Genomic DNA, 19,355 nt, shown 5'->3' with positions numbered 1-19,355 from the left:
ACCGTCGCCGAGCTTTCCGGCGGCCACGGCGGCCCCGAAGTACCGCCCGGACTGGGCCGCCTGAGCGCCCAGGGTGGACGCCTGAACGGAGTCAGCGGCAGCGCCGGAGTCAGCGGCAGCGGCAGTGGCGGACGCGGGCGCGGCGGTCCCGGCCACCGCCATCACGCCGGCGGCCAGCAGCCCTAACGCGAGGGTTCGGTATCGGCCGGGTGGCTTCACAACAGTCATGGTTCTCCTTGGAGGTCGAGACGTTCTCATTGGGAGCGCTCCCAATGACGGCTGTGGTGCGGTCATGCCCGTGTTGAGGAAGGCTGCTGACGGCCCCGACGGCCGGGTGGCCGCGGTCGCCGGTCGGGTGCGGGTACGGGGAAGCTCCCTGTGTCGGCTGGGGATGGCTCCCCTGAACGTCGCCGCCCGTGTCTTCGAACTCCGGCACGGTGATGTAGGGGGGAACCTCACCGGATATGGCTGTCAACGGTGGTCTGTGGGGCCGACACAAACCTGTCCACTCCGGATTGTCGTTCGGGATATCGAACAGCAATCGGAAGGCCGGACAAGCATGGATGATAGGCGGACTCCGTGGGACGTCAACACCCCTTGCGCCAACCAGCCCGCCGATGGCCGATGAAGGCTGTTTGTGTGTCCGGCACTTGGCTTACGTGGCCGGAACGGCACTCGCGCTGCCTTTATTCGCCGGCGCCGTGCCACGGGCCGGTGCTCTCGCGGACGATCAGGGCGGGCTCGTCGCAGGGGTCGGGAGCGGGTGCCGCGGGGGCGAGCAGCCGGTGCAGCAGTCCGAAGCAGGTGCGGCCGAGCCCCGCGAAGTCGAGTCGGACCGTGGTCAGCGCTGGGGCGAGGAAGGCCGCAACGGGTACGTCGTCGAAGCCGGCCACGCTCAAGTCGTCGGGGATGTGACGTTCGGCTTCGCGGGCCGCCCGCATCACCCCGGCGGCCACGTCGTCGTTGCCGCACAGCACCGCGGTCACCGACCGGTCCGCGACCAGCTCCCGCGCGGCAAGGTAGCCGGTACGCGGCGTCCAGCCGCCTTCCACCACGGGCGGTTCCGGGGCACCGGCCGCGCGCAGCGCGTCCAGCCAGCCCTGCGTGCGCTGGGCCACGTCCGCGGTCGAGGAAGGCAGCGCCAGGTAGTGCACCGTGCGGTGGCCCAGGCCCAGCAGATGGCGGGTGGCGTGGGCGGCGGCGAGCCGGTCGTCCAGCCAGGCCTGCGGCCGAGACGAAACCGGCTCGCTGCCGGAGGGGCGCTCTACCGCGGCCACCACCGGTGTGTCCGCGGGCAGCAGCCGCAGAGCATGCACCCCGGGGGCGTCGAAGGCGATGACCACGACGGGTTCGCCCGGCCGAGCGAGGCGGGCGCGTAACTCGGCCCGGTCCGGATGGGCGTGGCGGTCCAGCACACTGACCGCGACCGCGAATGAGGCGGCTCGGGCGGCCTCTTCGATGCCGCGCAGTGTCGAGGCGGCCCCGTACAGGCTGGTGTCGCTGGTGAGGACGGTCAGTGAGCGGGCTGCCTTGCCCGCGAGTTCGCGGGCTGCGTGGTTGGGCCGGAATCCGAGCGAATCGATGGCGGCTTCGACCCGGTGACGGGTGGCATCGGCCACGGCGGAGTGGCCGTTGATGACGCGGGAGACCGTCTGGTGGGAGACGCCGGCTTCCCGCGCGACATCGCGGATGGTCACGGTGGGGGCGCCACTGGTGTCAGGGGCCGCGCACATCAAGCTGTGCCGACTCCGGGAAGGCGGCGGTAGCCGTTCGGCATGGCTGGCTCCTTGCTCCTTGTCGGTGCGGCTATGTGACCGGTCACTCAGGCGCGGGTCCATCCTCAGCGATCATCTGCGCGGCCGCCGGGCCCGGTCGGGCGGACGAAGCCCGGAGAAATCCATGCTGCGCGAACTCTTGACACTTCGGATTCCGACGCCACAATCATGCGGTGATGTGACCGTTAACACAAGTGGTCGGGAGCGGACGGAAACTGAACTCCTGCCGCGCCTGGGGCTGCCGTACCCGACGACCACTCCTGAACGGGTCCACGGTCGTCAGGGCCGGCGCCGTGAACCCGTGATCGACGGCTCCCAAGGGCGCGGCTGCTCAGCCCCGGAGCCGAGTGAACAGCAGGATCACCGGGGCGTGGGTACGTCCGGCCTGATCAGACCCTGGGCGGGAAGATCGTCCCAGAGGCCTTCGGGCACGCCCCGACAGTGGAGTTGCACATTGCGGCTGACCTGTTCCCGGTCCCTCATTCCCAGGGTGACATTGACGGTACTGGGATGGCTGAAGGGGAAAGCGATCGCGGCGGCGGGCATGGTTGTGCCGTGACGTTCGCAGACCTCGGCGATGGCCAGGGACGGGCGACCAAGTCCGGAGGGACGTCCTTGTAGTCGTACTTCATGCCCGGCGCCGGCCGTTCCTGGGAAAGCAGGCCCGAGTTGAACACGCCGACGGCGACGACGCTCTTGCCGTGGTCCTGCGGGGCGGGCAGCACGTCGTCCAGCGCCGACTGGTCAAGGAGCGTGTAACGTCCGGCCAGCATCACCACGTCGGCCGCGGTCTCGCGCAGGAAGCGGGCGAGCATGGCTGACTGGTTCATGCCGGTACCGATCGCGCCGATCACCTTGGTCGCGCAGGTCCGCGAGGATGGGCAGGGCTTCCTCGGCGGCCTGCCGCCAGCGGGCGTCGGGATCGTGCACGTAGACGACGTCGAGGCCGGATCGGGGGTCACCGTCCCAGCCATCCGCCGTCGACCGGAGGCACGGTGCCGTGGACATAGGCGGCCGCGTCGGAGGCCAGGAACACGGTGGCGCCCGCGAGGTCGTCGGCGGTACCCCAGCGCCCGGCAGGGATGCGGTCCAGGATCGCCTTGCTGCGCACCGGATCGTCCTGCAGTGCCTGGGTGTTGTCAGTCGCGATGTAGCCCGGGGCGAGAGCGTTGACGTTGACGCCGTGCGGTGCCCACTCGTTGGCCAGGGCCTTGGTCAGGCCGGCGATGCCGTGCTTGGCGACCGTGTAGCCGGGGACGGTGATGCCGCCCTGTCCCAGTCGGTGTCGGTGTGTTCGGCCGCGGGTGCGCGACGGATGGTGCCGGCGTTGTTGACCAGGATGTCCACCGGCCGCGCCCGTGCGGCGAGGTCCGCGCCCAGAGCACGTACGGCGTCGATGTCGGCGAAGTCGGTGCGGATCGCCTCGAAGGTGCGTCCCGCGGCGAGGACATCCTTCTCCACCTCGCTCCCGGACTCCTCCAGACTGGCGCTGACGCCGATGACATCCCTCGGGGTCGGTCACCAAGCAGTGGACCTACGGAAGCAGCACCAACCTGCTGTGGACGTTCACACCCCTGTGACCAGGACGGACGCGGCCGGCGCGAGCGCGTGCCCGTGGCTTGTGCAGCCATGGCGATCCCCCGAGGAGACATGGGATGAATTTATAGGGTGCCACGGAAATGGTGTCCGTACCTCTCGCGCGCAAAAGTGACCGAGACGCGATCACCTGCGGGTACGGGGAAGTCGATGCGAACCCTGATGATGCGATCACTCCGCTCCTTCCTGGGCTGTGGGATGTATTGGTACGCTGCCGACGCTCGGGGATGAGCAGGGGGTAGCGCGGCATGTCACTCACCGACAAGGCCATCGACCGCATCAGGGAGCTCGTCCAGTCGGGCGAGCTTCCCCCGGGTGCCAAGCTGCCGCCCGAACAGCAGCTCGCCGCGGAGCTGGGGCTGTCCCGCAATCTGATGCGGGAGGCGGTCAAGGCGCTGGCTGTCTCGCGGGTGCTGGAGATCCGGCGCGGCGACGGCACGTACGTGACCAGCCTGGAACCGGAACTGCTGCTGAGCGGCATCGGATCCGCAGTGGAGTTGCTGCGCGGCGACACTCTGCTGGAACTCACCGAGGTCCGCCGACTGTTCGAGCCAGTCGCCACCGGCCTGGCCGCCGGCCGCATCTCGGCCGAGGGGCTCGCGGAGGTGGAGCGACACCTGGAGGCCATGCAGGCGGCCCGCGACGACGTCGAGGAGCTCAACGAGCACGACGCCGCGTTCCACCGCGCGGTGATCGCGGCCACGGGCAACGCGACGCTCGCCACTTTGCTGGAGGGCATCGCGAGCCGGACGCTGCGCGCGCGTGTCTGGCGCGGACTGGTCGACGAGGATGCCGCCGGCCGCACGCTGGCCGAGCACAAGGCGATCTACCACGCGCTGGCCGCCGGCGATGCCGCCCTCGCGCAGGCCGCCGCCCTCATGCACGTCAGCACCACCGAGCAGTGGCTGCGCGAGCACCTGGACCGGGACGGCGCCTCGTAGCCGCGAGCGCTGCGCGTGGGCCCGTGGGCTCCGAAGCCCCATTGACCGCTGACATCGACGGCGCGTTCCTGGCCGTCACAAGCGCTCAACGGGAGGTGTCAGAATGGCGGCGGGAGCAGGCGAGGCGACGGGGAAAGGCGATTGTGCCGGACAACCGATCGGGAAGATCTTCGGCGGATGACGACAGTGAGGGTGGCGCGGGACCCGCGTTGGTGACGATCGCGTACATCGCCGAGTCGGCGGGCGTCTCGGTTCCCACCGTGTCGAAGGTCCTCAACGGCAGGTCCGGCGTGTCGGACGAGACTCGCGCCCGCGGATCGACGACACGGTCGGACGGCGCCCCCATTGCGTTCTGTCGGTGGCACAGCTCTCCGAAGCGGAGCGGGAACAGCTGAAGCGAATGGCATCCCGTTCGTCGTCTTCGACCCGATCGACGAGCTGCCCGACGACGCGCCGTTCGTCAGCGCCACGAATTGGCGGGGCGGCCAGACGGCGACCCGGCATCTGCTCGACCTGGGACACCGGCGCATCGCCATGATCAGCGGGCCGGATCACCCCTACTGCCGCGCCCGGCTGTCCGGTTACTTCTCCGCTCTCTCGGAGGCCGGTCTGCCGATGGCACCCGAACTGGTGGTGAAGACCCAGCTCACGCGCGAACACGGGTACACCGCGGCGCGCGAGCTGTTGTCCCGCCCTGATCGCCCCACCTCGGTGTTCACCGCGAACGACATGCAGGCGCTCGGCGTCTACCAGGCCGCGCGCGAGCTCGGTTTGCGCATCCCGCACGATCTCAGCGTGGTGGGCTACGACGACGTCCCGGCCGTGGCCTGTGCGGATCCTCCCCTGACCACTGTCCATCAGCCACTGGCCGAGATGGCGACAGCCGCCACCGAGCTGGCCCTGGCGCTCGGCCGCGGCGACGATGTGCCGCGGCTCGGACTGGAGATCGCGACGACCCTCACCGTCCGGGAGAGCACGGCTGTGCCGAAGGAGGAGTGAGGTCGCGCGGAGTCGCGGGTGTGCCCTGGCTGCCCGGGGAGCGGGCAACCAGGGCGACGGGCCGGTCGGTCAGGATGTCGTGCCGGTGACCGAGGATCCGGACTTGGCGACGTGGTACGTGACGGTGGCGCCGCTCCAGAAGTGGAACGTCAGCGTCACCGGTGCGCCGTCGCGGAGTGCGTTCAGGAAGTCGGAGGTCAGGATGGTCTTGCCGCCCGGGTAGTCCGGCGAGAAGGCCGCGTTGAACTCCTGGAACGGAGTCCAGGTGGCCTGACCGGCGTTGCTGCCGTCGGCGTACTTGGCCTCCATGGTCGCCAGCACGTCACCCCGGTACTGCGTGGGGATGGTGAACGAGCCGGTCGTGCCGGAGGCGTTCGACAGCACCGGAGGGTCATAGGTGATGATGTCGATCTGCCAGGGCAGCCCGCCGGAGAACCGGGCCTGGAGCGTTGCGTTGACCCCGTAGTCCCGGTTGCCGGTCAGCCGGGTCAGCGCGGCGGCCGTGAGGGTGAGCTGATCGCCGGAGACGGAGTAGTCCCGTCCCTCGACCAGCTTGGTGTCGCCCTGCCACAGGCCCTGGAAAGTGGTGCCGTTCGGGTTGAGGGTGAGTGTCTGGGCGGTGATCGGGCTCGACTTCCGTACGAAGACCTTGTCGAAGGAGGCCGTAGCCGAGCGGGTGGTCCAGCCGGACTTGATCCAGGCGAACAGGGCGGGGTCGCGCCATTGCATGGTGGAGCGGTTCAGGTAGGCGAAGCCGGGGTCCCACAGGGCGGTGGTGACACCGGCGGCGCGTGCCGCGTACCCGACATGCTCGTAGTACTTCAGTGCCTCGCCCCGCTCGATGCGGGAGGGGTGGTTGTCGTCGGGATATCCGAGCAGACCGTACTCGCCGAGGTAGACGGGGATGCCCTTGGCGACGAACGTGTCGCGCATGCGGGCGAACGCGTCGGTCAGGTCCTTCTGGGCGTTGTCGTCGTACCGGGTACCGCCCGCGATGTTCACGCTGAACGGGTACCAGCTGTAGTAGTGCACGGTGGCGACCAGGTTGCTGTCGCGCAGTGCGCCGATCGTGGTGGACAGGTCGTCCATGAGGGTCTGGGACGGGGTGCAGGCCTGCGTGGGCAGGACGAGCAGGCGGTCGGTGTTCCCGCCGCCTGAGGAGCGGACGACCTTGTGGAAGGAGGTGTTCAGCTCGTTCAGGAGCTGGGTCTTCTGCGCGTCCGTGGCGTTGTCGAAGACCGGCTCGTTGACGCTCTCGAAGAGCAGGGTGCGCGGCTCGTCCCGGAACGTCGAGGAGATCTGGGTCCAGGTGGCGTTGAAGCGGGCGAGCACGTTGTCATGGTCGGTGGGCATCTTCGAGATCCACTGCCACGAGTCGTGGTGGACGTTGAGCACGACGTAGAGGCCGTCGGCCAGCGCCCAGTCCACCACCTGCTTGACGCGGCTCATGTAGGCGGCGTCGATGGTGTAGGGGGCGGTGGCTGACTGGTGGTCGTTCCAGGTCACCGGGATGCGGACGCTGCGGAAGCCCTGCGCGCGGATGGTGTCGAACAGGTCCTTGGTGACCTTCGGGTTGCCCCAGGACGTCTCGTCCGGAATCGCGTCCAGGCTGTTGCCCAGGTTCCAGCTGGGCTGCATCGCCGCCACGGCGTCCTTGGCGGCGGCCGGAACCCTCACCGCCGCCCGCGATGGCTCCCTGGTGCCGTCGGGCGCGGCGGACGCGCTGCCACCGGACAGCCCCAGGATGACGAGCAGCGCCAGCAGCAGGGCCGCCAGGCGTCCAGGACCCCGGTTCCGGTGGTGCGCGGGTTGCCGTATGTCCTTCACGTGCCGTTCCTTTCGGTCGGTCGTGCGGATGGTGATCCGATCCCTGGCGATCAGCCGCCACAGTCGGCCCTGCCTGTCCGTGCAGGTCCATTGGGTGGTGCCGGTTCAGCGGCTGATGGGCTCGTAGTCGAACCAGTCGAAATGGACGGTGCCGGCCGCGGCGTACATGCCGATGACGCGGCCGGTGAAGCCGCCGGCGACCTCGGTCGACAGGTAGCGGCCGTCGAGCGTCGCGAGCACGCTGAGGGTGCCGTCGGGCTGCTCGACGCCGAAGGAGACGGTGTCGGGGCCGGTGCGGGCGTCGTGCGGAGGCGGCGGGTCGCCGATCATGAGGCCGAGGACCACCGGCCCGTCGGGTACGGGCTGTGCGGCCACCACCGTGCGCAGGGAGCCGACGCGCGCGACCACCCGCACCTCGCCCCCGGACACCTCGATGGCGTAGTGGTGCCGCTCGTCCAGCCGCACGGCCAGGCCGCCGCGTCCCTCCGAGGGATCGACCAGGGTGCGCGCCCGGCACGACAGGTGCTGCTGACGCCGGCCGGTGAAGACGACGTCGGGCTCGTCCAGGGAGCCGCCCCGCGCGCGCAGCGTCAGCCATCCGGGGCGCTCCTTGGTGGTGCAGTGCTCTGCCGGGCGGTCCCGCACAGAGATCCACAACGGCCGCAGTTCGCTCAGGTCGAAGTCGTCCCGCTGCTCCTCGACGGGGCCGGGGACAAGGGGCCAAGGGAGCTCCGGCAGGTCAAGTGCGACCTCGCCGACGACTGGCCAGCCGTCCACCCAGGTCACCGGCGCCAGAAAGGTCTCCCGGCCGAGTACGTGCCAGCCGGGCGTGCCGCCGCCCGGCCGTACCCCGAGCAGCACCATCCACCACGAGCCGTCCGGGGCCTGGACCAGATCGGCGTGCCCGGTGTTCTGCACGGGATGGTCGGTGCTCCGGTGGGTGAGGATCGGGTTGGCCGGGCAGGGCTCGAACGGGCCGCTCGGCGTACGGCCGCGGGCGATCGCCACGCCGTGGCCGCGCTCGGTGCCCCCCACGGCGATGAGCAGGTACCAGTAGTCGCCGATCCGGTACAGATGCGGCGCCTCCGGCGCCTTGGCGCCGGGTGTGCCGGACCACAGCTCCTGCGGTGGTCCGTACGTCCGACCGGTGTGCGGGTCGATGCGGACCTGCGCGATCCCGGCGACGGTGCACCAGCAGGTGCCGTCCTCGTCCCAGGCCAGGTCGGGATCGATGCCGGGCACGCCGGGGAGCCGGACGGGATCCGACCACGGTCCGGCCGGGTCCGTGGCGGTGACGACCAGGTTGCCACCGCCCTTGCTCACATTGGTGACGATCAGCCAGAAGCGTCCGTCGTGGTACCGCAGGGTGGGGGCGTAGATCCCGGCGGAGGACGGCACGTCGGCCGCCAGAGGCAGCTGGCTCGGCCGGTCCAGAGCGTTGCCGATCTGCGTCCAGTGCACCAGGTCACGGCTGTGGAAGACGGGCACACCGGGGAAGTACTCGAAGCTCGAGCAGACGAGGTAGTAGTCGTCGCCCACCCGGCAGATGCTGGGATCGGGGTGGAAGCCGGGGATCACGGGGTTGGCGGGTCCGGTGTCTGACAAGTCACCAGGTCCTTTCGAGGTGTCGGGTGTCATGGCCTGCGCAGCACTGCGCAACCACCGGGTGGCAGCTCATGGGCCGTGGTGTCGGTGAGCAGGTCGTGGACGGGCTCCGGCAGGGGCACGGCGTCCGCGCCATGGTTGATCAGAACTTGCCAGCGGCGGCCGTCGGGCGCGTGCCGGGTGACGGCTTCCACACCGCCCGGCAGACCCGGCGCTTCCGGGCCGGCACCGGCCTCGTCGAGCAGTCGGCGGATCAGAACGCCGTAGTCGGCGTCGTCGAGGCGAGTGGAGAGATACCAGCCCTGTCCGGTTCCGAATCGGTGCCGGGTCAGCGCCGGGCTGCCGGCCAGCATGCCGTGGGTGTAGGCGGCGAGCGTCTCGGCGCCCTTGGTGTGCAGGGACTCGCTCCAGACCGTGCCCAACGACCCGTCCGACAGGGCGATCCGTTCATCCGCCCGCAGCGGTCGGTGCTCCTCGACACGGATGCCCAGGGCGTCGCGCAGCGGCCCGGCGGGATAGCCGCCGAGCCGGGCCTGCATGCGGTCGTCGACGCATCCGTTCGCGTGCTGGACGAGGAGCGTCCCGCCGTCGGCGACGTAGCGGCGCAGGTTCTCGGCGCCCGCGTCGGAAAGGAGGAACAGGGCCGGGGCGATGACGAGCGCGTAGCGGTTCAACTCGTGCTCGGGATGGGCGAAGTCGACCGTGACCCCGGCGTCCCACAACGCCCGGTGCGCTCGGCTCAGCTCCTTGTGGTAACCGAGGCCGGCGGAGGGCAGGCCGTCGACGCTCAACGCCCACCAGGCGTCCGCGTCGTGCAGGACGGCCACGGACGCGTCGACCGTCGAGCCCGCCAGCTCGCCGAGCCGGGCGACCGCCTCGCCGAGCTGTGTGACCTCCCGGAAGATACGGCTGCCGGGCCCCGCGTGCGGCACCATCGCCGAGTGCCATGTCTCGGCGCCGGCCCGGGACTGCCGCCACTGGAAGAAGAGGGCGCCCTCCGAACCGCGCGCGATGTGGCCGAGGGTGTGGCGCAGGATCTCCCCGGGCTCCTTGCCGAGCACCCGGTCACCGTCGTAGACGGTGTTGGTGCCCTGTTCCATCAGCAGCCACGGGCGACCGCCGGCCAGGGAGCGGGTGCGGTCGGCGTGGAAGGCGACGTCGGCGGCGGCGTCCAGACCCGGTGACCCTGGGTAGTGATCGGAGGCGACCACGTCGAGTTCGCGGGCCAGGGCCCACAGGTCCAGGTTCTGGTAGGCGGGCAGCATCAGGTTGGTCGTCACCGGCCGGTCGCTGTGCGCGCGGATGGCGTCGCGCTGCTCGCGGAAGGCGGCGATTGTCTCGTCGGACCAGAAACGGCGGAAGTCCAGGGTCTGGCCCGGGTTCTTGTGCCACTGCGTCGCGCGTGGCGGCAGCACCTGCTCCCAGGAGGTGTAGCGCTGGCTCCAGAAGGCCGTTCCCCACGCCTCGTTGAGGACGTCCAGCGAACCGTGGCGCGCGCGCAGCCACTCCCGGAAGGCCGCCGCGGCGTACTCGCAGTAGCAGAGGGTGGCGTACTCGTTGTGCACGTGCCACAGCGCGAGGGCGGGGTGGTGGCCGTACCGTTCGGCCAGGGCGGAGGCGATCCGGCGGGCGGCGCTGCGGTAGGCGGGCGCGGCCAGGCAGTAGGTGTCGCGGCTGCCGTGGGTGAGGCGGGTGCCGTCGGGGGTGACCGGCAGTGCGTCGGGGTGGGTGAGGGTGAACCAGGGCGGCGGGGAGGCGGTCGGGGTGGCGAGGTCGATGGCCACGCCGTTCGCGTGCAGGCGTTCGATGTGGGCGTCGAGCCAGGCGAAGTCGTAGCGGCCCTCCTGCGGTTCGAGCAGGGCCCAGGAGAAAACGCCCACGGTGACCAGGTTGACCCTGGCCTTGCGCATGAGTGTGTCGTCCTCCTTCCAGACGGGCTCGTCCCACTGCTCGGGGTTGTAGTCCCCGCCGAAGGCGAGGCCGCTCAGGCGGTCGGTGATGCTGCGGGTGGTCATGGCTGCTTCTCCGGTACGGGAGTCGGGTCGTGCTCCGGCGGGTGGCCGGCACCGGCGCCGCCAGGAGGTGAAGGCCGACGGCCGTCGCAGCCGTGGCGGGGGAGCGATCCCTGTCACGTGGCGGCATAGTCCGACACCCCCTCAGCCGGACAGCAATGGTGTCGGTGCGGCCGTTCCCGCGACCGTGGCTGCTGCGCCGACGAAGCTTGTGCGGTTCAACTCGTGCGTCATGGAGGCGGCCCTTCCCCTGGAGAAGCGTCGAAGCGCTTCACTTGCAGGGCGAAAGGTAATGGACACGTTTCGGGCGAAACAAGAGGCTGAACACAACGAAAGTTTCTTTATGCAGGTCATTGACAGCCCCGCCACGGCGGTGGCAGCGTCGATGCGCTTCGACATTCCGGCCTTCAGCCCGCCATCCACATCCGTCTGTTGAGGGGTCTGACTCGTGGGATCTCCCTCCCTTTCCGCCGCTGGCGTCCGGCTGCCGTTCCGTGATCCCGCGCTTCCGCTCGGGGAGCGCGTCGGCGACCTGCTGGACCGGCTCACACTGGACGAGCGGGTCGCGATGCTGCATCAGTACGTCCCGGCCGTCCCACGCCTGGGCATCGCCTCGTTCCGCACCGGAACGGAAGCGCTGCACGGGGTGGCCTGGCTGGGAGTGGCGACCGTCTTTCCGCAGGCGGTGGGGCTGGGAGCCGCATGGGACGAGGATCTGGTGCGTGCCGTTGCCGAGGCGGTGTCGGTCGAAGTGCGCGCCTTCCACCGGCACCGGCCGACCTCGACCGGGTCCGGCACCAACGGCCTCCAGACCTGGGCGCCGGTGGTGAACCTGCTGCGCGATCCGAGGTGGGGCCGCAACGAAGAGGGTTACTCCGAGGACCCGCTGCACACCGCGCGCCTCGCCACCGCCTACTGCCAGGGCCTGGCCGGCGACCATCCCGACTTCCTGCGCGTCGCCCCGGTGCTCAAGCACTTCCTCGCCTACAACAACGAGACGGATCGCTGCGTCACCTCCTCCGGCCTGCGCCCCCGTGTGCTGCACGAGTACGACCTGGCCGCCTTCCGCCCGGTCGTCGCCTCCGGCGCGGCCACCGGCGCGATGGCCGCCTACAACCTGCTCAACGGCCGCCCCTGCCACGTCAGCCCGCTCATCGAGACGGAGCTGCGGACCTGGGCCCGGACCACCGGCCACGAACTGTTCGTGGTCAGCGACGAGGAAGCACCCTGCAACCTGGTGGAACTGGAGCACTACTTCGAGGACCACCCCACCTCCCACGCCGCCGCGCTGAAGGCCGGCATCGACAGCTTCACCGACCACCGCGAGGACAGCGCCACCGTGATCGGCCGACTGCGCGAGGCGCTGGAGCGCGGACTGATCGAGGAGGAGGACGTGAACCGGGCGGTGCGCCGTCAGCTGCAACTGCGCTTCCGCCTCGGCGAGTTCGACCCCGACCTCGACCCGTACGCCGCGATCGGCCCGGAGGCGATCGACAGCCCCGAGCACCGCGCCCTCGCCCTGCGTGCCGCGACCGAGTCCGTGGTGCTGCTCAAGAACGATGGGCTGCTGCCCCTGAACCCGAACCGCGCACCGCGGATCGCCGTCATCGGGCCACACGCCGACACCTTGTACGAGGACTGGTACAGCGGCACCCTGCCGTACCAGGTCGGCGTCGCGGCCGGCCTGCGCACCGCCCTCGGAGAAGACAGCGGCGAGGTGGCCTGTGTGCCGGGCGCCGACCGGATCACGCTGCGATCCCGCACCACCGGCGAGCCTCTGGGCGGGACCGCCTTCGACGCCGAGGAGTGGGGCGATGGCGTCCTCACCCTGCGCGACGCCGACACCGGCCGCTACCTCAGTCTCCAGGACGACGCCTCACTCGTCGCGGACCGGACGGTGCTCAAGACCTGGTTCATCAAGGAAACTTTCCGTCTGGAACCGGACCCGGGCGGCGACAACGACACCTTCCTGCTGCGCAACGTCTTCACCGGCCGCTACGCCGCCCTCGATCCCACCGACGGCCGGGTGCGCGTCACCGCCCGTACCCCCGAGATGGCCGAGCGGTGGCAGCGCGAGCTGCTGCGCGACGGCGCGGCCGAAGCACGGGCCGCCGCGAAGGAGGCCGACGTGGCGATCGTCGTCCTCGGCAACCACCCGATGATCAACGGCCGTGAGACCGAGGACCGTACCGGAACCGGCCTGCCCCAGACACAGGAAACGCTGCTGCGCGCGGTCGCCGCCGTTCGCCCGGAGACCGCGCTGGTCGTCATGAGCAGTTACCCCTACGCCGTCGACTGGGCCGATACCCACCTGCCGGCCGTGCTGTGGACCTCCCACGGCGGACAGGAAACGGGCCGCGCCCTGGCCGACGTCCTGCTCGGCGAAGCCGAGCCCGCCGGCCGGCTGCCACAGACCTGGTACCAGGGCGGCGACGCACTGCCGCACCCGCTCGACTACGACATCATCAAGGCGGGCTGGACGTACCAGTACCACCGGACAGCACCCCTCTATCCCTTCGGACACGGCCTGTCCTACACCGACTTCGCCCACCGTGACCTGCGGCTGTCCACGCCCCTCATGGACCAGGACGGCGCGGTGCACGTCTCGGTGACCCTGACCAACACGGGCACGCGCTCCGGCAGCGAGGTGGTCCAGCTCTACGTCCGAGCGGTCGACGCCCGCTACGAAGCCCCCCGGCTCCGGCTCGCGGACTTCCGCAAGGTGCGGCTCCACTCGGGGGAGAGCCGGGAGGTGACCTTCGACCTGTCTGCCGAACGACTGGCCCACTGGGATGTCGCCGCGGGCGCCTTCACCGTCGATCCCGGCCGTTACCAGGTGCTCATCGCCCGCTCGGCCGAGGACATCGTCCTCAGCGCGCCGCTCGTCGTCAGCGGTACCGCCCCCACGCCGCGCGAACTGGTGGGCCGACGTACTCTGGCCGTCGACTTCGACGACTACGCCGACATCACTCTTGTCGACGCCACCCGCGCCACGGGCGATGCCGTCACCCCAGCAGAACCCGCTCGCCCCGCGACCCTGCTGTTCCGCTCCGCGGACCTGACCGGTGCTTCGCACTTCGAAGCCGAGGTCGCGCGCGAGGCCACCGGACCGGGTGAGGCGCGACTGGAGGTGCGGGCGGGAGACCAGCTCCTTGCGGAGTTCGCCGTACCGGTCACCGGCGACCGCCACACCTGGACGACCGTGACCGCCGCGATGGCGGCGCGGGGCGACGGCCACCACGACCTGTGCCTCACCCTGCACGGCGACTTCCGACTGGCTTCCTTCCGCTTCACCGCGCCCGACGGCCCCGCCACCTAACCGCTCTTGCCCGGAAAACGCCAGTCCGCCCACGCCCACGTGTGCGGGTCGCCCGGCGCAGCCGAGAGGCTGCAGTACTCCATGGCCCGAAGCAGGTGTTTCAGCGGGTCGCCCAGTCCCGGGCACCACTCAACCGCCCGCGAACGTCACCACGCAGTGCGCATGGCCAGCCAGGCCGCGACGCCTTCGGCGAGGGGCTGGCCGGTCTCCAGCTGTTATATGGGGGTCACGTTGGCCTGGTGGCGCCGCTGGCGCCCGCCTCCGGCACCCGGGTCATCAGCCATGGTGGGCAGGGCGCCGCCAGCGGAAGTGGCGCAAGTGCCGCTGCCACCGTGGAAAAGTATCGCGGTGCCGGTTGCGAGGACCGGTAGCGCGGCCTCCCGGGGGCAACCTGGAGGCGTGAGGCGTGGCGGCGTCCGACTCTGTCGCCGCGAACTCCTGGACCCGACCTTGATCCGTGATCAGCGGCGCCTCCTCCACGCCCTGCGCGATTTCCAGCAGTTCTACAACGCATACCGACCACACCAGGGCATCGCGAACGCCAGACCGCTGCACCCATTACCTCCGCCGATCGACGATCCAGAAACGTGAGCCCGCCTCGACATACGAAGACGCGATCGCATCCGCGGCATCCTCCACGAGTACCGACGTGCAGCGTGAGTGCACGGATGACATTTTCGGCAAGGGCATCGATATGCCAGAAGCCAATGCCTCAAGGGGCCGTCGTCAGCCATGCGCCCCCTTCCTACGGCGGCGCGTGCACGCCTGCCTGGGGCGACCGCTCTTGCCGTGGGCCGCCCCAGGCGCTTCAATGCCTTCACCTCCCGCAGGAGAACACCCATCTCACGCCCATCGAAGGGGTTCTTCTTTGACCACCGTCCGCTACACCGCCGTCACCGCAGTGGCCTGCGCCACCGTGCTCGCCACCGCGATGCCCTCCTCCGCGATCAACTCCTACAACGCGACACCCGCCCCCGAACGCACCGAGGTCGGCGCACTCGTGGCCACCTGGGACAACGACAATGACTCGGCGACCCCGGACCGAGTCGACTGGGTCTGCTCCGGCACGATGATCGACGCGGACACGTTTCTGACCGCGGCGCACTGCACCACGGACTGGCCGGACAACGTGAGGTTCTACGTCTCGCTCGACCAGGACGTGCAAGCCGGACTGGACGCCGCCGCGGAGAAGTACCCGGCCGATCCGGCCGCCCAGGCGAACGCCGTCGCCGTCCAGGGCACGGCCCACAGCCACCCCGACTACCCGGGCCCCGCCTCGGACCCGCACGACATCTCGGTGATCGAGCTGCCCGTCGCGAAAGTCACGTCGCGGTGGTCCTTCACCCCGGCCACCCTGCCGACCGCCAACCAACTGGGCGCACTCGGCCCGCAGGGACTGAACACCACCGACTGGTTCGTCGCCGGATACGGCACTCAGGAAGCGGCCAACGGTCCAGGCGGCCAGACCCATCCGGGCGGCGGCGTCCGCATGAAGGCACCTGTGACCTTCGACGCCCTCAACCACGCCTGGGCGCGTCTGGCCATGACCGCGCCACAAGGCAACGGCGGTGCGTGCTACGGCGATTCCGGCGGCCCCAACTTCGCGATCCTGGGCGGCAAGAACGTCCTGGCGGCCACGACCATAACCGGCGACACCCCGTGCTACGCCACGAACGTGACGTACCGGCTGGACACCCCGGGCGCACGGACCTTCCTGTCGCCGTTCGTGAAACTACCGTAGGTCCGGCCGGCCCTTTCACGGACGAGGCCGTCACGAGGGCGGAATCACAGGCAGCATTTTCAGGTCCTGTTCGCGCCGTCGCACCAGTCGATACCGCAGGCCCCTTCGCGCACCATCCGGTGCCCAAAGGGGCCCACGAGGCCACGACTGGCAGTGCGGGCAGTTGCATGTTGCGGTCGGCTCCAACGGCTCTGGGCCGGGCCCCGAGCGGCTGATGGGTCGTCGGGTGGAGACGGAGACTCGGAGCGTGGCGATGACGGGTGGGGTGGTGCCTGAAGCTCTTCAACCGCCTGCTCGGCTGCCTCCACCGCTGCCTGACGCACGACATCCGTTACGACGAAGCAACAGCATTCCCCTGTGCGACTCTGTCGCCCGATTCTCGAGAATCGGGCGACAGAGTCGCACAGGCCTGGGAAGTGATGCGCCCGTCAAGTCGCCTACCACCCCGCGAACATGACAACCCGGGGCTCGGCGACCTTGATGTCAGATATGCCGTTGGCGCCGTTCCCACCGAGGATGTCGTGCTGCGAAGCCAGCATTCTTGCGGACGTTGCGGCGCGAAACCCAGCGATCAGAGCACAAGCAACAGCAGCCGGTCTACAGCGCCCTGTCATGGGCGGTATCTCCAGGACGACAGTGCCGCACGATCGTCAGCCGGTGAGGACCGGCCTCCAGCCACGGGCTCTTGGGCCCCGGAGGCACCGCCACTGAGGGTGATGTGGTGGCCGGCGGCGGGGTGCGACAGCCGTGCACGCATAGTCAAGTCACTGTGGACTGAGGGTCAAAGACATGCGGGCCCGTCACGGATAACTTCGAATCGGGGATCACGCCGACGGAAACGGCGCTCCTCTCAGAAATGCCTCACGGCCAATCACCGAACGCCCTTCCGTCAACGACGGCCTCTTCGTAAGAGGTAGAAGAATTCGGAGGCAGAAATGAAGAGAATGTCAACGAAGGTGTCGGCCCTGACCGCCGCTGTCGTTGCCGCTACCTGCCTGTCAGCTGGCGCCGCAAACGCCGAATCCCCGCGCCTCCTGGCAAGTACCGAATGCTCCAACACAAGCAATGGAAAGCTCTGCGTCAAGCTTCACCAAGACCCCAAACGCATCCAGGTGTGGTATGACAAGAATTACGGTGACGACATCATCGCCAGGTTGGGGGTCCGAGCAGTTGGGAGCGCCACTACCTGGGATCCAACCTGGTACAGGGTGAAAGCCGGACAAACCCTGTCTCGTACCTTCCCGGTCAACTACAATTGCAACTTCGATTGGAAGGGATTGATGCAAGTCGACGGACAGGGCACCTTTGATACCCCTCCCGCCACTTGCTGAAGCCCAACAGGCGCAAGGCTGTACCCTTCGTGACGGTCCGCACTTGTTCTGGCGGACCGTTTCGGCTTGCCGGGCGGCAAATGGGTACGCCGCCGGCCCGGCTATCGCTTCCATATCGAGGCATCCTCGGCCTTGGATTACTGGTCGGCTCTCGTATTCAACTGTCGCCGGTTCCCCGAGGAACCCAGCCCGCTGGTGACCGGCCATGATCACCAGCGGCGTATTCGCTCCATGTCCCACCGGTCTCTCTGAGGAGGCGGCTGGTGGTTTTGTCGTGGTAGCCGAGAGCGTCCGCAACAATGGGGGCCGGCAGTTCAAGGAGCTGCTGGCGGATGGCGGCGCCGTGGGCGGCGGCAGCCGGGACCCCGGTCTCGTGGAGGAGCGCGGACGGGTGGTCGGGACGGGCCGGCCGGCCCGCCCGGCGGCAAGGGAACAGCCAGCGGCTCGCCGGGTTTGTGACCGTGTTCATGTTGTCGCGGTTGTTGATGTACTCCAGCAGCAGTGAGGCGACAGGTGCGGGAACGGGCGAGGCGGGCTCACCGAGTCGTAGCAGTACGAAGTCGCCGTTGAGGACACGTCGTCCACGTTGAGCCGGACGATGCGGCTCACGGGCTGCGCGTGAAGGAGCACGATGACTCCCACGACACGGGGACGCATGGATATCTCCGTGTCGGTCAGCGGTCGACGAGCAGTACGAACGCTGGTACGTGGCCGAGTGCTGCCGCTGCGGCCGCCGCAGACACAAGGACGGTGCCGTTGTCAGGACGACTAGCCGCGGCCAGGACCGCGGCCTGGGCGACGTGCAGTATGGCGGCCTTGTCTGCGTGCGGTGCACGATCGGCCCACGAAGTCGCGGCCGCTCTGTCGGCGACCCACAGTGACCTCATGGCGAAGCACGAGGATCTCAGCGCTGCTCGCGGCAGACCAACGGCCAACAGCAGAAGGCAACCCAGTAGCCGAGCGCAAGCGGCTCCAATCGTTCCGCTGAAGCCTGTCGCCGAAGGGGAAGCGAGTAGGCACGGATCGGGGCGTCATGGCCACCGTCAGCAGGCGGGTGGTTGTGCTGTTTCCAACCAGGCGGCGTTGCCCAGAGCATTGAATGGCCGAGGGTGGAGGACGCCCTCAGAGGGCGAGGGTGCAGACGACCGAGGGGACGCGCGCGGCCGGGGCGGGCCGGCTGAGGGCTCCGGTGGGCAGGACGCGGAGCGCGGCGAGTGTGCCGCTGTGCTGGTTGGCCACGAGCAGATGGCCGGCGACCAGGGCAAGGCCGCGGGGCCAGATCCCGCCGCTGGGCACCTCGCCGATCGGCTGGAGGCCGGTGCCGGACACCCGGAAGGCGGCCACCGTGTCGGCGCCGCGGTTGGTCACCCAGACGAAACGCCCGCACGGCGAGGCGACAATTCCACCGGGCTGGTTGGAGACGTCCCGGACCGTGGTGGCGGGCACGCGGGAGACCGCGGTCAGGGTGCCGGCCTCGGGGTCGTAGCGGTGGCAGGTGAGGGTCGAGGACAGTTCGTCCGCGCTCCAGGCACAGGTGCCGTCGGGCGCGAAAGCCAGGTGGCGCGGTCCGGATCCGGGGCGTGCCCGGTTCACCGCGGTCTGCCGCAGGTATCCCGTCCGGGTGTCGAGACGGTAGGTGAAGACGGCGTCCGCCCCCAGATCGGTGGCCAGGACGAAACGGCCGTCCGGGGCGACCACCACCTGATGGGCGTGGCTGCCTTCCTGCCGTCCGCGGACCGGGCCCGCCCCTTCGTGGACGGCGACGTCGGTCAGTTCGCCTATGCGCCCGTCCGCGTCGAGCCGGTGCACCGCCACGCTGCCCGGCATGGTGTCGCTGCCGTAGTTGGCCGTCAGCAGCCAGTGCCCGTCGGGGTGGACGGTGAGGTGGCACGGGTTGGCGCCACCGCAGCCGACCGGGGCTCCGAGGGGGGACAGCGCATCGTCGGTCCCCCGCGCGACGGCGCTGACGGCGCCGGTGTCGGCCTCGTTCGTGCTGTAGACGACGTCCAGGGACGGATGCGCCGCGAGGAACGAGGCACCGCTGACGGGCACCGGGGACACCCGGGGCTCGTCCGTCAGCGAGCCGGTTCCCGGGGCGAACCGTACGGCGGCGAGCCCGGCACCGCTGCCGCCGGTGTCCGGTGTGTAGGAGCCCGTGAGGACGAGGAGCTCGTCGGGGGAGGGGGTCGGTGTCGGCATGCGGAGTCCT

8 protein-coding genes and 5 pseudogenes are annotated in these 19,355 nt (G+C 69.7%); 5 read left to right on the top strand and 8 right to left on the bottom strand.

Annotated elements, in window-relative coordinates; all coding sequences use genetic code 11:
• The 4 genes and pseudogenes from ACH4U7_RS51295 to ACH4U7_RS51280 form a co-directional block, all read right to left on the bottom strand.
• Positions 1–228, bottom strand: a pseudogene (locus ACH4U7_RS51295) (1,4-beta-xylanase); the annotation flags it as partial.
• A 458-nt stretch (positions 229–686) separates the two neighbouring features.
• On the bottom strand, positions 687–1,733 hold the full coding sequence (locus ACH4U7_RS51290; RefSeq protein WP_398534637.1) for a LacI family DNA-binding transcriptional regulator: 1,047 nt from the start codon (positions 1,731–1,733) through the stop codon (positions 687–689).
• 402 nt (positions 1,734–2,135) lie between these two features.
• Positions 2,136–2,720: pseudogene (locus tag ACH4U7_RS51285) on the bottom strand (aldo/keto reductase); the annotation flags it as partial.
• Between the two features lie 13 nt (positions 2,721–2,733).
• Positions 2,734–3,281, bottom strand: a pseudogene (locus ACH4U7_RS51280) (SDR family oxidoreductase); the annotation flags it as partial.
• Positions 3,282–3,619: 338 nt separating this feature from the next.
• Here ACH4U7_RS51280 and ACH4U7_RS51275 point away from each other — a divergent pair.
• Together ACH4U7_RS51275 and ACH4U7_RS51270 are read left to right on the top strand one after the other, a co-directional pair.
• On the top strand, positions 3,620–4,312 hold the full coding sequence (locus ACH4U7_RS51275; RefSeq protein ID WP_043488386.1) for a FadR/GntR family transcriptional regulator: 693 nt from the start codon (positions 3,620–3,622) through the stop codon (positions 4,310–4,312).
• A gap of 212 nt (positions 4,313–4,524) precedes the next feature.
• Positions 4,525–5,311: pseudogene (locus tag ACH4U7_RS51270) on the top strand (substrate-binding domain-containing protein).
• A gap of 69 nt (positions 5,312–5,380) precedes the next feature.
• On the opposite strand, the gene ACH4U7_RS51265 reads toward ACH4U7_RS51270, so the two are convergent.
• The 3 genes from ACH4U7_RS51265 to ACH4U7_RS51255 form a co-directional block, all read right to left on the bottom strand.
• Positions 5,381–7,138 carry a cellulase family glycosylhydrolase gene (locus ACH4U7_RS51265; protein WP_398534636.1) on the bottom strand — a complete coding sequence of 586 codons (1,758 nt, stop codon included), beginning with the start codon at positions 7,136–7,138 and terminating at the stop codon, positions 5,381–5,383.
• A gap of 105 nt (positions 7,139–7,243) precedes the next feature.
• Positions 7,244–8,776, bottom strand: a complete 1,533-nt coding sequence (locus ACH4U7_RS51260) for a glycoside hydrolase family 43 protein (RefSeq protein ID WP_398534635.1) — start codon at positions 8,774–8,776, stop codon at positions 7,244–7,246.
• Complete coding sequence (locus ACH4U7_RS51255) at positions 8,773–10,758, bottom strand: beta-galactosidase (RefSeq protein ID WP_398534634.1); 1,986 nt, start codon at positions 10,756–10,758, stop codon at positions 8,773–8,775. Before ACH4U7_RS51255 ends, ACH4U7_RS51260 begins: the two co-directional genes overlap by 4 nt.
• Before the next feature lie 445 nt (positions 10,759–11,203).
• On the opposite strand from ACH4U7_RS51255, the gene ACH4U7_RS51250 reads away from it, so the two are divergent.
• From ACH4U7_RS51250 to ACH4U7_RS51240, 3 genes and pseudogenes are all read left to right on the top strand, one after another.
• On the top strand, positions 11,204–14,074 hold the full coding sequence (locus ACH4U7_RS51250; protein WP_398534633.1) for a glycoside hydrolase family 3 C-terminal domain-containing protein: 2,871 nt from the start codon (positions 11,204–11,206) through the stop codon (positions 14,072–14,074).
• A 414-nt stretch (positions 14,075–14,488) separates the two neighbouring features.
• A pseudogene (locus ACH4U7_RS51245) lies at positions 14,489–14,734 on the top strand (hypothetical protein); the annotation flags it as partial.
• A gap of 208 nt (positions 14,735–14,942) precedes the next feature.
• On the top strand, positions 14,943–15,815 hold the full coding sequence (locus ACH4U7_RS51240) for a trypsin-like serine protease (RefSeq protein WP_398534632.1): 873 nt from the start codon (positions 14,943–14,945) through the stop codon (positions 15,813–15,815).
• Positions 15,816–18,268: 2,453 nt separating this feature from the next.
• Here the strand turns inward: ACH4U7_RS51240 and ACH4U7_RS51235 are convergent.
• On the bottom strand, positions 18,269–19,345 hold the full coding sequence (locus tag ACH4U7_RS51235; RefSeq protein ID WP_398534631.1) for a lactonase family protein: 1,077 nt from the start codon (positions 19,343–19,345) through the stop codon (positions 18,269–18,271).
• Positions 19,346–19,355: the final 10 nt, after the last annotated feature.

It is taken from the genome of Streptomyces sp. NPDC020845, assembly GCF_044334165.1.
Taxonomy (GTDB): Bacteria; Actinomycetota; Actinomycetes; order Streptomycetales; family Streptomycetaceae; genus Streptomyces.
The sequence above is the reverse complement of the archived record's forward strand: the minus strand, read 5'-3'. Positions and strand labels throughout refer to the sequence as shown.